We start from the raw sequence: 14,115 nt of genomic DNA, 5'->3' as shown, positions 1-14,115 counted from the left end.
ACAGTACGTCCTCATGCGCAGGAACGTGACGTCCGGGTCCGGAGAGGTGGAGCTGCCGCCGCTGTCGGCCCGGTCGGTGGTGCTGAGCCTGCTGCTCGGCACCCACCCGCCCGAACTGCCGGTGAAGGAGCTCGTCCGGCTGGTGGAGCCCTTCGGCGTCGGCGGCTCCACCCTGCGGGCCGCGCTCAGCCGGATGGTGACGGCGGGCGACCTGCGGCGCACCGGTTCCGTGTACGGCCTCAGCGACCGCCTGCTGGAACGACAGCGGAGGCAGGACGACGCCGTTCACCCGGCGACCCGGCCCTGGGGCGGCGACTGGGAGATGGCCGTGATCACCGCCACCGGCCGCGGCCCGGCCGAACGCGCGGAACTGCGCAACGCGTTGACCCGCCTGCGGCTCGCCGAACTGCGCGAGGGCGTCTGGCTGCGCCCCGCGACCCTGACCCGCCCCTGGCCGGCCGAACTGGACGGCGTCACCCGGTGCTTCACCGCCCGCCCGGACGCCCCCGCAGGGGAACTGGCCGCCGCGCTCTGGCCGTTGGGGGAGTGGGCCGCCGAGGGCCGGGCCCTGCTCGCGCACCTCGCGCGGGCCGATCGCCCCGGCGACCGCTTCACCGCCTTCGCGGCCGTCGTACGCCATCTCCTCGCCGACCCGGTCCTGCCCCCCGAACTGCTGCCGGCGGACTGGCCCGGTGCCGCACTGCGCGCCGCCTACGCCGACTTCCAGCGGGAGGTGACGGCCCACGCGCGCGCACACGCGTGACGGCCGGAGGAAGCGCGTGCGGGTCGCTTCCTCCGGCCGTCCGTGGGGGGATTTCCCGGCCTGCGGGTGCTCGGCCTACTTGTAGGCGATGTCCGAGCTGGAGTACTTGCAGTACGTGCCGTCGGGGCCCGAGCCGTTGGTCGTCGGCTCGTCACCGTCGTCGTTGCCGATGTACTTCTGGCAGGGGACGATCTTCTTGCTGGTGTCCCCGACGATCGTGATGCCCCGCAGGGTCGCGCTGTCGCCGTAGTTGGTGTTGATGCCGACGAGCCTGCTGCCCTTGTAGGTCACCTCGATGGTGTTGAGGTTGATCGTCCGCTTGTACTGGGTGGAGCAGTTGCCGCACGAGCGGATGAAGGTGCCGAAGTTCTTCACGGCGAAGTTCGAGACGTTCAGCGTCCCGGCGCCGTTGAACTGGAACACCTTGTCGCTGGCTTCCTTCGCTCCGCCGCCGACGACGTTGTAGACGTTGGACGACGAGGAGCCGCGGAAGGTCGCCGCGTCCTCGCCGACGTCCTCCCACCAGACGTTCTGGAGCGTGCAGCTGCCCTTGCAGTGGATGCCGTCGGCGGCGGGCGCGCCGATGATGACGTTCTTCAGGACGGCGCCGGCGGCCAGTTCCAGGATCGGTCCCTGGTCCTCGTCCTGGCTGCCGCTGCCCAGGTCGCCCGTGCCGTACAGGCGCTTCATCCCGTAGTCCTTGGTGCCCGAGACCGGGATGGTGGCGGAGACGCCCTCGCTGCCGTTCGCGGTGGGCCAGGTGGCCGCGCTCGCCGGAGTGAGCGCTCCGCTAGTCATGATCATGCCAACCGCAAGGCCGAGAGTGGCCAGTGAGCCGGTCAGTGCGCGCCCGTGGGTGCGCAGGGATGCTGGGGAAGTCATGTCCCGATGCCTTCTTCCAGGTGGGGGATGGTCGAAGCTCTCCGATGGTCGCGCCGGAGATCGCCGACGCGACCGCGGATCGCGTATGTGAACGATGTATGCGTTCCTGAACCAGTTGCGCGCAGAGTGAGGACTGGGTGGGTCACTGTGAGCGGCTCGTCCACACTCCTGAACGGAAGGTAGGGGGCAAGCGCTTTCTAGTCAACGCTTCGCGCAGAAGACATCCGGCCACGCGGGCCGGCGGCAAGAGCTTCCTCGGTATGGCCGTGGGAGCGCTTCCACGGACGGCGTGTGCATGTCACTATGCGGTTCGGACGCTTCCCATCCGTTTCGGAGAGAGAGTCGAATGCCGACTCCGCGCACGCGTACGTTCTCCGGCGCCCTGGCGGACGAACTCCGCCTGTTGAACCCTCCTTCCGCGCACGACGAGCCGCCAACAGAAGGGACCAACGTGATCACCACCGACTTCCCCAGGGGAGCGCTGCGTTCGGTACTCGCGGTGCTGGTGCTCCTCCTCACCGGCGTTCTCCTCGCCGTCCCCACCGCCGCCGCCCGACCGCAGTCCGCCCCGGTGGCGGCCGTTCCGCCGGCCACCCTCACCGAGGTCACCGGTTTCGGCGCCAACCCCAGCAACCTCCAGATGTACGTGTACGCGCCGGCCGGCGTCACCGCCCACCCGGCCGTCCTCGTCGCCGTGCACTGGTGCGGCGGCTCAGGACCGGCCATGCACTCCGGCACCGAGTACGCCCGACTCGCCGACCGGTACGGCTTCCTGATCGTCTATCCGTCCGTCACCCGCAGCAGCAAGTGCTTCGACGTCTCCTCGCCGCAGGCGCTCCGGCGCGACGGCGGCAGCGACCCCGTCGGCATCAAGTCGATGATCGACTGGGTGAGCGCCGCATACTCCGCCGACCCCTCGCGGGTGTTCGCCACCGGTATCTCCTCCGGGGCGATGATGACCAACGTCCTGCTCGGCGACTATCCCGACGTGTTCGCGGCGGGCGCCGCGTTCTCCGGGGTCCCGTTCGGCTGCTTCGCCACCACGGACGGCTCCGAGTGGAACAGCGCGTGCTCCGGCGGCACGGTCAACCGCACCCCGCAGCAGTGGGGCGACCTCGTGCGAGGCGCGTACCCCGGCTACACCGGACCCCGACCGCGCATGCAGGTGTGGCACGGCACCGAGGACGACGTGCTGCGCTACGCCAACTTCGGCGAGGAGATCGAGCAGTGGACCGAGGTGCGGGGGATCGGCCAGACCCCGGCCGCGACCGACTCGCCGCAGGCCGGCTGGATCCGCACCCGCTACGGGTCCACCGGTGACCAGGCTCCCGTGGAGGCCGTCAGTCTCCAGGGCGTCGGACACAACCTCTACGCGTGGGGCATGGCCGACAAGGTGCTCACCTTCTTCGGCCTGGACGCGGGCGGTGACCCGGGACCGGGTCCCCAGCCGGCCGGCGCCTGCAAGGTGACCGTGTCCACCAGCGCGTGGAACACCGGCCTGACCGCCTCGGTGACGCTCACCAACACCGGCACCGCTGTGGTGAACGGCTGGCGGCTCGGCTTCACCCTGCCCACCGGGCAGACCGTCACCAACGGCTGGGGCGCCACGTACACGCCGGCCTCCGGGACGGTGACGGCCACGAACGCGTCGTACAACGGCACGATCGCGCCGAACGCGAGCGTCACCCTCGGCTACCAGGCGAGCCATGCGGGCGACAGCAGGGCGCCCGCCTCCTTCACGCTCAACGGGACGGAGTGTCTCGTGGGTTGACGCCGGTCGCCGCAGCACGGCGCGGCAATTCGCGGGCGGGGGAGCGGGCGGGCGAAGTAGCGTCGCCGCGACCGGGGCCCCCGCCCCGGAGGGACGGAGACATACGTATGACGGCCGACGACGTGGTGAGGCTGTTCGCCGACGAGACGCGGGTCCGTGTCTTCGCCGCCGTGGCGCTGGGCGCCACGAGCGCCGCGGAGGTCGCCGAGCGGACCGGGCTGGCGACCAGGGACGCGGTCGGCGCGCTGCGCCGGCTGGAGGACCGCGAGATCGTCGTCTCGGACGACGGCGGGCTCGCCGTGTCCTACGACCGTTTCCGGGACCTGGCCCGCGCGGCGGCCGGGTCCGGCCCGCCCCAGGACCACGGCACCGGGGACGCACGGGCCGAGACCGTGCTGCGGACGTTCGTCCGCGAAGGCCGGCTGGTGCGGCTGCCCGCCCAGTGGGAACGCAGGAAAGTCGTCCTGCGTCACCTCGCGGAGCGCAGCTTCGAGGCCGGCCGGGAGTACTCCGAGCGGGAGGTCGACGACCGGCTGCGCGGCTGGTGCGAGGGCGGCGCGGCCGACCACGTCACGCTCCGCCGCTACCTGGTCGACCTGCACCACCTGGACCGGCACGACGGTGTCTACCGCCGTTCGCCCGAGGACACCGCACCGCTCGGCTGAGCGGGCCGCAGGCTTACACGGACCGGTGGTACTGGTCCGGCACCCGGACCTCGGCGCCTGCCTCGCGTGCCGCCTGCCGCGCCCAGGACGGGTTGCGCAGCAGCTCGCGGCCGAGCAGCACCGCGTCGGCCTCGCCGTTGGCGAGGATCTTCCCGGCCTGCTCGGCGTCGGTGATCAGGCCCACCGCGGCGACCGGCATCGGCGTCTCGGCCTTCACCCGGGCGGCGAACGGAACCTGGTAGCCGGGGCCGACCGGGATGCGCACGCCCGACGCGTTGCCGCCGGTGGACACGTCCAGCAGGTCCACGCCGTGCGCGTGCAGCTCACGGGCGAGGCGGACCGTCTCGTCGGACGTCCAGCCGTCCTTTTCCAGCCAGTCGGTCGCGGAGATGCGGAAGAACAACGGCTTGTCGTCGGGCCACACCGCCCGTACGGCGTCGACGACCTCGAGGGCGAACCGGGTGCGGTTCTCGTAGGAGCCGCCGTACTCGTCGGTGCGGTGATTCGAGTGCGGGGAGAGGAAGTTGCCGATGAGGTAGCCGTGGGCGCCGTGGATCTCGGCGATCTCGAAGCCGGCGGCGAGGGCGCGACGGGCCGCGTCCGCGAACTCGCCGACGATCTCGCCGATCCGGGTCGTGGTCAGTTCGGTCGGCACCGGGTGGTCCTCGGCGAAGGGAACCGCGCTCGGGCCCACCGGCTGCCATCCGTGCGCCTGCGGACCCACGGGCGCCCCGCCCTTCCAGGGCCGGTCGGTAGAGGCCTTGCGTCCGGCATGGGCGAGCTGGACGGCCGGGACGGTGCCCTGCTCGACGAGGAAGCGGGTGATCCGGCGGAACGCCTCGACCTGGGTGTCGTTCCAGATGCCGAGGTCGTACGGCGAGATCCGGCCCTCCGGGGACACGGCGGTGGCCTCGACGATGATCAGGCCGGTGCCGCCCGTCGCGCGGGCCGCGTAGTGCGCGAAGTGCCAGTCGGTGGGGGCGCCGGTCAGTGGACCTTCGGGTGCGGCCGAGTACTGGCACATGGGCGGCATCCACACCCGGTTGGGGATGGTCACTTCGCGCAGGGAGTAGGGCTGGAAGAGCGCGCTCACGGCGGACTCCATTCGTCACGGGGCCGGTGGTCGACTCGTACGATAGGCATCGTAGTACGCCGGATGTCAAACTACGAGGAGTCTCGTACAATGAAGGTCCCCGACGAAGTGGAGCCGCCGTGACCGCCCCCGCAGTGAGCAGTCGTGATCTCCCGCATCCGGGGCGCGAGGAGATCCGCCTGGAGGCCGTACTGCACGCGCTCTCCGATCAGATGCGGCTGCGGATCGTGCGAGAGCTCGCCGCCGGCGGCGACGAGCTGTCCTGTTCGCACTTCGACCTGCCGGTCACCAAGTCGACCACCACGCACCACTTCCGGGTGCTGCGCGAGGCCGGTGTCGTCCGGCAGGTCTACCGGGGCACGGCCAAGATGAACGGCCTGCGCAAGGAGGATCTAGACGACCTCTTCCCGGGGCTTCTCGACGCGGTCCTCGACGCCGCCGCCCGCGAGTCCGGCCGGCTCCGCGACGGGTGAACCCGCCTTCCCCGGAAGGTGGTTGAACAGCAGGTTCAGCACGATCGCGGTCACACAGCCCGCGCTGATGCCGCTGTTCATCACCGTCTGGAACCAGTCGGGGAACTTCTCGTAGATCGTCGGTACGCCCACCGGCAGCACGCCCATCGCCACCGACACGGCGACCACGGTCAGATTGTGGTTGCCCTCGAAGTCGACCTCGGCCAGCGTCCGCAGACCGCTCGCCGCGACCGTCCCGAACATCACCAGGCCCGCGCCGCCGAGAACCGGCGCCGGAACGGCGGCCACGACCGCGCCCAGCTTGGGCAGCAGGCCGAGCAGGACCAGGACGCCGCCGGCCGCGGCGACGACCCAGCGGCTGCGCACCCGGGTCATGCCCACCAGCCCCACGTTCTGCGCGTACGCCGTGTAGGGAAAGGTGTTGAAGACGCCGCCCAGCACGGTCGACAGTCCGTCGGCGCGCAGTCCGTCGGAGAGGGAGCGCCGGTCGACCTTGCGGCCGGTCATCTCGCCGACCGCGATGAAGTCACCCGTGGTCTCCGTCATGCACACCAGTGCCACGACCAGCATCGAGATGATCGCCGACGCCTCGAAGGTCGGCGCCCCGAAGTGGAACGGCGTGCTGATCCCGACCCAGTCGGCGTCGCCGATGCCGCCGAAGTCCGTGAAGCCGAAGGGCACGGCGACCGCGAGACCCACCACTATGCCGATCAGCACCGCGATCCGGCTCAGGAAGACCGGCGCGAACCGTTGCACGCCCAGCACCACCGCCAGCACGAAGGCGGCGAGCGCGATGTTCTTCGGCTCCCCGAAGTCCGCCGAACCGGCCCCGCCCGCGGCCCAGTTGCCCGCGACCGGCAGCAACGAGACGCCGATGACCAGGATCACCGTGCCGGTGACGAGCGGCGGGAAGAACCTCAGCAGCCGGCCGAACACGGGCGCCAGCAGCACGATCGCGAGCCCGGCCACGATCACCGAGCCGTAGATCGCCGGCAGTCCGCCGCCCGTCGTGCCGATCAGCACCATCGGCGACACGGCCGCGAACGTACAGCCCTGCATGATCGGCAGCCGTACGCCGAAGCGCCAGAAGCCCACGCACTGGATGAGCGTCGCGATACCGCACACCAGCAGGTCCGCGGTGATCAGATACGCCAGGTCGGCGGGAGACAGCTTCATCGCGCCGCCCACGATCAGCGGCACGGCCACCGCGCCCGCGTACATCGCGAGCACATGCTGGAGGCCGAAGGCGGCCAACTGCCGTGCGGGCGGCACCTCGTCGACGGGATGAACGGGCGCGGTCGTGGCCATGGGCACTCCAGAGCGGCGGGAGACGGGGAACGGGAGAGGGGGCGGGAGCGGCGAGATCCGGACAGCACGAGACCGTACGAGGCTTGAACAGTTTGTTGATTTCACGGACGTTGCGGCTGTGTGTCCTTTACAACGATCTGGCCGCGCCGTCCGGACGGGACCCCTAGGCCCGGCCCGCCGCGGACCGCAGCGCGGCCCAGTCCGGCAGCTTCACCACGCCCCGCCCCAGCGAGGCGCCCAGAGCCGCCTCGGCCCGCTCGATCGCCAGCCACCCCGCCCATGCGACCGGCTCGGCCCCGGCCTCCCGGAGCATCCTGAGCGGGTCACCGGGCAGCTCCCGCCGGGCGAGCGCGGGGAAGTCCGCCAGCAGGGACGCCACCGTCTCCTTGGCGCACGGCCGGTTGGTGCCGATGACACCGGTCGGGCCGCGCTTGATCCAGCCCGCCACGTACTCGCCCGGCGAGGGAGCCCCCTCCCGCAGCACCCGCCCCGCGAGCTGCGGCACCGTGCCCCGCTCCGCGTCGAACGGCAGCCCCTCCAGCGGCACTCCCCGGTAGCCCACCGACCGCAGCACCAACTGGGCCCCGATCTCCTCGAACCGGCCGGTCCCCGTCACCCCGCCGTGCCCGTCGGGCGCGGTCCGCTCGAAGCGCACGGCACCCACCCGGCCTCCCTCACCGGCGAGCAGTTCGCCGGGCCGCAGGAAGAAACGCAGGTGAATACGGCGCCGCAGACCCCGTGGCGGTGCGACCGCCCAGCCGCGCAGCACCTCGACGTTGCGGCGCTGGGCCGCCGGCAGCGCGGACGGGTCGGCGTACGCCGGGTCCAACGCCAGTTCCGCCTCGTCGACGAGTACGTCCGTGTCCGGAAGGGTGCCCAGTTCCCGCAGCTCCTTGGTGGTGAAGCGGGCCTGGGCGGGGCCGCGCCGCCCCACCATGTGGATGTCGCCCACCTCGCTCGCGGCCAGCGCGGAGAGCGCCGCCTGCGGCATGTCGGTCGGGCTCAGCTCCGCCGCGCCGCGCGCCAGGATGCGGGTGACGTCCACGGCGACATTGCCCATCCCGACCACCACGGCGGATCGGGCGCCGGCCACGAAACCGTCGGCCGCGACGTCCGGATGGGCGCTGTACCAGGCCACGAACTCCGTCGCCGAGAAGCTCCCCGGCAGATCCTCGCCGGGGACCCCCAGCCGCCGGTCCGCCGCCGCGCCCACGCAGTACACCACCGCGTGGTACAGCTCCCGCAGCCGCGCCACCGACACCCCGTCCGCCCCGACCCGCACCCCGCCGAGGAAACGCACCCGCTCGTGCTCCAGGACCGTACGCAGGTTCTGCTGGAGCGACTTGATCTTCTCGTGGTCGGGGGCGACGCCGTACCGCACGAGTCCGTACGGGCAGGGCAGCCGGTCGAGGACGTCGACGAGCACGTCGGGGTCCTGCTGGACGAGGCTCTGGGCGCTGTAGACCCCACTCGGCCCGGAGCCGACGACGGCGACACGCAGCACGGCCGAACTCCTTACCCCAGGGGGACGCAGGAGAGCGCTGACGCTTCCAGCATGGCACCGCAGGGGCTCCGCTGACAGGGTGCCGCGCCGACCGGGCGTGCGTGTCCGTTCGTAGGCAAAGTGATCATGCGGTTACTTTGCGTGTGTGATGGAAACATCGTTTCTCAATCTTTCCGGCCGCCGCGCCGAGGACGGCACGGTGTCCGTGTGGCCCGCGTGGGAAGTCCGGGAGGACGGGGAGCCGACGTCCTGGTACACCGTGCGGCTGGCGTTCCCGGATGAGGCGTGCGTCGAGGTGCTGGCGGTCGTCCGCGCGGAGACCGTCTCGGTCGAGGACGTCAGGGCCTGGCCGGCGCTTTCCCTGGGCGACCTGACCGTGCTCGCGGAGTGGATCGAGGAGCCGCTCTTCGAGCGGTGCGGCAGCGGCCGGGAGCCACCGTCGCCGGATGGGCCGGACTGGCCGGATGAGCCGGACGGGGGGATTCCGGCCGGGATCTCCGGCGCCCGGCGGGCCCGGCCCGTATGGCCGCGCGGGATCGACGGCCGTCGGCGGGTCGCGGAGGAGTACCGCGCGGCGCAGGACGAGGGTGTCGACCCCGTGCTCGCCGTCATGCGGGCGACCGGGCACAGCCGGCGCAGATCCCTCAGAATGATCGCGCAAGCGCGTGACGCCGGTTTCCTGACGCCACGTCACGCACGCCGCTGAACAGGGCAGCGCGGTCCGTCAGAGCATCGCGCGCATCCGTGCGATCTCCGTCGTCTGCTCCGCGACGACGTCGTCCGCCATCTCCTCGATCCGTACGTTGTTCCCCTGTGCCTTGACGTCCGCGGCCATCGTGACGGCACCCTCGTGGTGCGTGATCATCAAGGTCAGGAACAGCTGGTCGAAGGCCTTGCCGCTCGCCGCCCGCAGCTTCTTCATCTGCGCCTCGGTCGCCATCCCGGGCATCCCGGCCGTGGCCGCGTGCTCGTGCCCGTCGCCCGTCCCGCCGTCGCCGTCCTTGCCGTAGGTCGCCAGCCAGCTCTCCATGGCCTGGATCTCCGGACCCTGCGCGGCCGTGATCCGGGATGCGAGCGCCTTGAGCTTCCCCGACTCGGCCTGCTCGACGGCGAGTCCGGTCATCTCCAGGGCCTGACGGTGGTGCTCGATCATCATCCGGGCGAAGTCGGTGTCCGCGGAGTTGGGGGTGTCGTCGTCGACGCGCTGGTCGGCCGCGTCCTGGGCGGAGAGTGTCCGGTTGGCCTCGCCCGGCTTTCCCGGCGCGATCACCGAGGGCCCTGCGGCCGCGCCCGAGCCGGTGTCCGACCCGGAGTCGCAGCCGGTCAGAGCCAGGGCGAACAGTGCGGCGGCGACAAAGGGCGCACGGCGGACGAACACAACGACCTCCAGGTGCTGGCGGGTTGAGAACCGGCCAAGGGTGAGCGGACGGTCCCGGACCGTCCTGGTACGAGTCTGCGCCCTACTGATCGAAAACATTCATGACGAATGCGTTGCCGACTGTTGATCTGTGCATGATGAAGACGATACTTCGGAGGACCGTGAACCGTTCCCCGTGAACGGCTACGAGGGAGGACGCAGTGATCCTGTTGAATCAATCCCGAACGCGGCACAGACGCCTGGGAGTTGCCGCGGCCTGTGCCGGACTCCTGGCCACGCTGCTCGCGGCGGTGCCGGCCGCCGCCACCCCCGACCCGGGGGACGGCCCGGCCGTGGAGCGTGAAGTGTCCCAGAACGCGCAGGCCGAGGTGGCCGAGGCGATCGCCGACGGCGAGATACCCGGCCAGGACGAGATCGTCCACTCCGCCAACATCGAGCACATCGCCAACATCCCCAAGGACGTGCTGCCCGGCACCAACTCGGACCTGGCCTTCCAGGGCAAGTACGCCTTCTCCGGCAACTACGACGGCTTCCGTGTCTTCGACATCAGCAACCCGAAGGCCCCGAAGACCGTCTCCCAGGTGCTCTGCCCCGGCTCGCAGAACGACATCTCCGTCTCCGGCGACCTGCTGTTCCTGTCCACCGACTCCTCGCGCAGCGACAGCAGTTGCAACAGCACCACGCAGCCGGTGACCGAGAAGTCCTCCTGGGAGGGCATGAAGGTCTTCGACATCAGCGACAAGGCGAACCCCAAGTACGTCGCCGCCGTCGAGACCGCCTGCGGTTCGCACACCCACACGCTGGTGCCCGAGCGCAAGAACGTCTACGTCTACGTCTCGTCGTACTCGCCCAACGCGGCCTACCCCGACTGCCAGCCGCCGCACGACGGCATCTCGGTCATCAAGGTGCCGCGCAAGGCGCCGGAGAAGGCCGCGATCGTGAACTTCCCGGTGCTGTTCCCCGGTGAGGGACCGGACGGCGGCGGCAACCCGGGCGGGCCCACCAACCCCGGTGTCTCCAAGACGACCGGCTGCCACGACATCACCGTGCTGCCGGACAAGGACCTGGCGGCCGGAGCCTGCATGGGCGACGGCATCCTCTTCTCGATCGAGGACCCGGAGAACCCGAAGATCATCGACCAGGTCCAGGACAACGTGAACTTCGCGTTCTGGCATTCGGCGACCTTCAACCAGAAGGCGAACAAGGTCGTCTTCACCGACGAGCTGGGCGGCGGCGGCGCGGCCACCTGCACCGCGGAGATCGGCCCGAACAAGGGCGCCGACGGCATCTACGACATCGTCGGCAAGGGCGACAAGCGCAAGCTCGTCTTCCGCAGCTACTTCAAGATCGACCGCCCTCAGGCGCCGACCGAGGTCTGTGTCGCGCACAACGGCTCGCTGATCCCGGTCAAGGGCAAGGACATCATGGTCCAGGCCTGGTACCAGGGTGGCGTCTCCGTCTGGGACTTCACCGACTCCGCCCGCCCGAAGGAGATCGCCTACTTCGAGCGCGGCCCGGTCAACACCGAGCGGCTGACGACCGCCGGCCCCTGGTCGGCGTACTACTACAACGGTTACATCTACTCGAACGACATCGCCAAGGGCTTCGACGTGCTGAAGATCAACGACCGGCGCACGGACCCGGCGAAGTACGTGCGACTGCGTGAGCTGAACGTCCAGACGCAGCCGGACTACTTCGACTGATCGACGGGCTTCGGCTCGTCCGCGGCGGGCGGCCGGTTCGCGGCGGGCCGTCCCGTCGAGAAGAAACGCGAGAAATCGGTGTCACACGTCCCGCCGGGCGCCTCGGTGTCCGGCGGGACCCCCTGCTCCCAGTCCAGCCGGTAGCGCGCGAACAGCTCGGCCCGCAGCGGGGTGAGGGGCATGCCCACGTTCGGCAGGACCATCGCGTAGACGGAGCCCATGAGCAGGGAGCGCAGCATCGGATAGTCGGTGTCGACGTCCTGTGAGCCGTGCCGGGCCACCGTGTCCCGCAGCAGTTCGGCCAGCCGCCGCTGCTCGGGGCACCGCACGAACCCCTCCGCCTGGAGCAGCCCCGCCATGTGCTGGCGCATCAGCACCGTCCGGTCCCGGGCCAGGCCGAGGATCGCGTCGACGGCCCGCGCCATCCGCTCCCGGCCGTCCCCGGTGTGCGGCTCGCGCTCCAGCGCCTCCTCGAGCGTGCGGTGCATCAGCCGGTGCACGGCCGACTGCACCAACTGGCGCTTGCCCGGGAAGTAGTACGACACCAGACCGCGGGCCGAGCCCGCCCGGTCCGCGATGTCGCCGAGCGTCGTCGCCTCGTACCCGCGCTCGCTCACCAGCTCGACGGCCGCCTGGAGAAGCCGCTCCCGGGAACGCCGACGCAATTCTTCATTGACCGAGGCGCTGCGCGGGGACATGCTGTAACTCCTGCGTTGACTGGCTGCCAGCCAACTATACTCAGCGCAGCCCGGTCGGTTCCGTTTCGGAGGCGTACCGGGGGCCGCCTGCTCTGGGCGACGCGGGGGATCGTCCAGAGTGGGCGTGCTTCTCCCCTGATGGTGGCCTCAGGCTCCTTTTCGGACGGTTCCCGTCGTTCCGGTTCGTCCGGTGCCCGGCCTCCGGTGCTCCGTTCTTCCGGTTCTGGTCCCTGAGCGCACTCCTTCGCCTCATCGGTCGCCGCCCGACCGGGCCGTCCCTACAGTGGGCAGGAGTGCCGAGCCGAGGAGGGCGTACCGCCATGGCAGCCGACAGTGGACAGGACCGGGAGATCTTCACCCGGATCACGACGATGGTCGAGGACGAGCGCAGGCTGCGGCAGGAGCTGGCGGCCGGCCGCATCGACGACGCCACCGAACACCAGCGGCTCGGCGAGCTGGAAAGCGCCCTCGACCAGTGCTGGGACCTGCTGCGCCAGCGGCGCGCCAAGTCCGAGTTCGGGGAGAACCCGGACGAGGCGCGGGTGCGGTCCGCGTCGCAGGTCGAGGGCTACCGGAGCTGACGTGACCTGACCCCGGCAGGTCGGGCTCAGCCCGTGAGGACTCGGCCCACCAGGAGTCAGCCCACCAGGTCCAGCACCGGACGCAGGCCGTCCGGCCGTTCGGCGGCCGGCAGGTGGTCGACGAAGTACACCGAGCAGCCGAGGGCCGCCGCCCCGCCGTCGGCCGGCCGGCTGTCGCCGACCATCAGCGTGCTGCGCGGATCGGCGCCGAGCGCCTCGCACGCCGTCACGAACAGCCGCGGGTCGGGCTTCTGCACCCCGTGCTCGTACGACAGCACATACGTGTCGACGTACGCGTCGAGGCCGTGCGCGCGGAACACCGGCCGCAGATCCCAGCCGATGTTGCTCACCACACCCACCCGGACCCCGCGCTCGCGCAGGGTGCTCAGCACCTGCGGGGCGTCCGGGTACGGCGCCCAGGCGGCCGGCTCCATGTGCCGGTCGTACAACGCTTCGTGCAGGGCCGGGTCGGGTAGCCGCACCTGACGGGAGAGCCCCGTGTACGCGGCCCGGTGCAGCTCCGCGCTCTCGTCCCGCACCCGCCACAGCCCGGCCAACTCCTCGGGCACCCGCACCGGAAACGCCCCGCCGGGCAGCGCACCGGCCGCCTCCAGCGCCCGCGCGGTCTCCGCCACCTCGCCCTCGGGCAGCACGGCACCGGCCGCACCCAGCACGGCCCGCAACCACGACTCGGCGGACTCGATGCGGAAGAGGGTGCCGGAGAAGTCGAACAGCACAGTGGAAGTCATGGAGTTGATCTTAGGAAGGCGGCGAGCCCAGGTTCCACGCCGCCGGAAGGTCGGCGTCGCAGCACGCGCAGACGAACACGCCCTCGCGGACCACGTTGTTCTCCTGGCACTGCTCGCAGCGGCGGAACACCAGCGCGTGGGTGAAACCCTCGGGGCGCACGAGGCCTGCGTGGTCCAGCGCGGACGCGACGGCCGGCCAGGAGTCGGGGTCGGGGCAGTAGCCGGTGAACTGGTTGCCGACCTCGTCCGCCCGCCGACCGCCGCCCGTCCGGCGCAGGGTGATCTCCCCGGCGCCGAGAACGTCGTGACCGCCCGCGCAGGCGACGTGTTCGCTGCGCCGGGGCGCGAGCCGCAGCAGGCCGTCCGCCCCGACGACGAAGGTGAACGTCTCCTCGCCGTCCTGCCCGGTCGTCCACGCGTCGAGGTCGGCGGCCCGGCGGATCACCTGGCCCTCGGCGCCCGGGACGACGGCCTGCCGCAACTCGGGCGGACCCACGTAGCCGTACCGGCGGGCGGGCGTGCTCACGGCGTCCACCGGCATGTGCGT

At 71.1% G+C, this 14,115-nt stretch carries 15 protein-coding genes; 7 read left to right on the top strand and 8 right to left on the bottom strand.

Annotated features, from left to right (window positions below; genetic code table 11):
* Window positions 1-13 precede the first annotated feature (13 nt).
* The gene (locus ACFWJX_RS38295; RefSeq protein ID WP_383251340.1) at window positions 14-763 is read left to right on the top strand and encodes a PaaX family transcriptional regulator C-terminal domain-containing protein; all 750 of its coding nucleotides are present in this window, start codon (window positions 14-16) and stop codon (window positions 761-763) included.
* A gap of 75 nt (window positions 764-838) precedes the next feature.
* Here the strand turns inward: ACFWJX_RS38295 and ACFWJX_RS38290 are convergent, their stop codons facing one another.
* Window positions 839-1,645: a pectate lyase gene (locus ACFWJX_RS38290; protein ID WP_383251338.1), complete on the bottom strand. Its 807-nt coding sequence runs from the start codon at window positions 1,643-1,645 to the stop codon at window positions 839-841.
* Between the two features lie 346 nt (window positions 1,646-1,991).
* Between ACFWJX_RS38290 and ACFWJX_RS38285 the strand changes: the two genes are divergently transcribed.
* Together ACFWJX_RS38285 and ACFWJX_RS38280 are read left to right on the top strand one after the other, a co-directional pair.
* The gene (locus tag ACFWJX_RS38285) at window positions 1,992-3,416 is read left to right on the top strand and encodes a PHB depolymerase family esterase (protein ID WP_383251336.1); all 1,425 of its coding nucleotides are present in this window, start codon (window positions 1,992-1,994) and stop codon (window positions 3,414-3,416) included.
* A 107-nt stretch (window positions 3,417-3,523) separates the two neighbouring features.
* Entirely contained in the window at window positions 3,524-4,081 is a 558-nt protein-coding gene (locus tag ACFWJX_RS38280; RefSeq protein ID WP_383251334.1) for a DUF2087 domain-containing protein, read from the top strand.
* A 13-nt stretch (window positions 4,082-4,094) separates the two neighbouring features.
* Here the strand turns inward: ACFWJX_RS38280 and ACFWJX_RS38275 are convergent, their stop codons facing one another.
* On the bottom strand, window positions 4,095-5,174 hold the full coding sequence (locus tag ACFWJX_RS38275; RefSeq protein ID WP_383251332.1) for an NADH:flavin oxidoreductase/NADH oxidase: 1,080 nt from the start codon (window positions 5,172-5,174) through the stop codon (window positions 4,095-4,097).
* Between the two features lie 119 nt (window positions 5,175-5,293).
* Between ACFWJX_RS38275 and ACFWJX_RS38270 the strand changes: the two genes are divergently transcribed.
* Window positions 5,294-5,647, top strand: a complete 354-nt coding sequence (locus ACFWJX_RS38270) for an ArsR/SmtB family transcription factor (RefSeq protein ID WP_383251330.1) — start codon at window positions 5,294-5,296, stop codon at window positions 5,645-5,647.
* On the opposite strand, the gene ACFWJX_RS38265 is transcribed toward ACFWJX_RS38270, so the two are convergent.
* Complete coding sequence (locus ACFWJX_RS38265) at window positions 5,567-6,955, bottom strand: nucleobase:cation symporter-2 family protein (RefSeq protein WP_383251328.1); 1,389 nt, start codon at window positions 6,953-6,955, stop codon at window positions 5,567-5,569. The genes ACFWJX_RS38270 and ACFWJX_RS38265 overlap by 81 nt on opposite strands.
* A 163-nt stretch (window positions 6,956-7,118) precedes the next feature.
* The gene (locus ACFWJX_RS38260) at window positions 7,119-8,459 is read right to left on the bottom strand and encodes an FAD-dependent oxidoreductase (protein ID WP_383251326.1); all 1,341 of its coding nucleotides are present in this window, start codon (window positions 8,457-8,459) and stop codon (window positions 7,119-7,121) included.
* Between the two features lie 199 nt (window positions 8,460-8,658).
* Here ACFWJX_RS38260 and ACFWJX_RS38255 point away from each other — a divergent pair, with 199 nt between their 5' ends.
* A complete protein-coding gene (locus ACFWJX_RS38255) occupies window positions 8,659-9,165 on the top strand; it encodes a DUF6214 family protein (RefSeq protein WP_383251416.1) in 507 nt (168 codons plus the stop codon).
* A gap of 18 nt (window positions 9,166-9,183) precedes the next feature.
* On the opposite strand, the gene ACFWJX_RS38250 is transcribed toward ACFWJX_RS38255, so the two are convergent.
* Entirely contained in the window at window positions 9,184-9,837 is a 654-nt protein-coding gene (locus tag ACFWJX_RS38250; protein ID WP_383251324.1) for a DUF305 domain-containing protein, read from the bottom strand.
* A 200-nt stretch (window positions 9,838-10,037) separates the two neighbouring features.
* On the opposite strand from ACFWJX_RS38250, the gene ACFWJX_RS38245 reads away from it, so the two are divergent.
* Complete coding sequence (locus ACFWJX_RS38245; protein ID WP_383251322.1) at window positions 10,038-11,540, top strand: LVIVD repeat-containing protein; 1,503 nt, start codon at window positions 10,038-10,040, stop codon at window positions 11,538-11,540.
* On the opposite strand, the gene ACFWJX_RS38240 is transcribed toward ACFWJX_RS38245, so the two are convergent.
* The gene (locus tag ACFWJX_RS38240) at window positions 11,528-12,238 is read right to left on the bottom strand and encodes a TetR/AcrR family transcriptional regulator (protein ID WP_383251320.1); all 711 of its coding nucleotides are present in this window, start codon (window positions 12,236-12,238) and stop codon (window positions 11,528-11,530) included. The genes ACFWJX_RS38245 and ACFWJX_RS38240 overlap by 13 nt on opposite strands.
* A 320-nt stretch (window positions 12,239-12,558) precedes the next feature.
* On the opposite strand from ACFWJX_RS38240, the gene ACFWJX_RS38235 reads away from it, so the two are divergent.
* Entirely contained in the window at window positions 12,559-12,819 is a 261-nt protein-coding gene (locus tag ACFWJX_RS38235) for a DUF2630 family protein (RefSeq protein ID WP_383251319.1), read from the top strand.
* Window positions 12,820-12,875: 56 nt separating this feature from the next.
* Here ACFWJX_RS38235 and ACFWJX_RS38230 read toward each other — a convergent pair whose 3' ends face one another.
* Complete coding sequence (locus ACFWJX_RS38230; RefSeq protein WP_383251317.1) at window positions 12,876-13,568, bottom strand: HAD family hydrolase; 693 nt, start codon at window positions 13,566-13,568, stop codon at window positions 12,876-12,878.
* 10 nt (window positions 13,569-13,578) lie between these two features.
* Complete coding sequence (locus ACFWJX_RS38225) at window positions 13,579-14,094, bottom strand: hypothetical protein (protein WP_383251315.1); 516 nt, start codon at window positions 14,092-14,094, stop codon at window positions 13,579-13,581.
* Window positions 14,095-14,115: the final 21 nt, after the last annotated feature.

The sequence above is a fragment of the Streptomyces sp. NPDC058335 genome, from assembly GCF_042723915.1.
Classification (GTDB): Bacteria; Actinomycetota; Actinomycetes; order Streptomycetales; family Streptomycetaceae; genus Streptomyces.
Note: the sequence above shows the minus strand (reverse complement) of the source record. Positions and strands in the feature narration are given on the sequence as shown.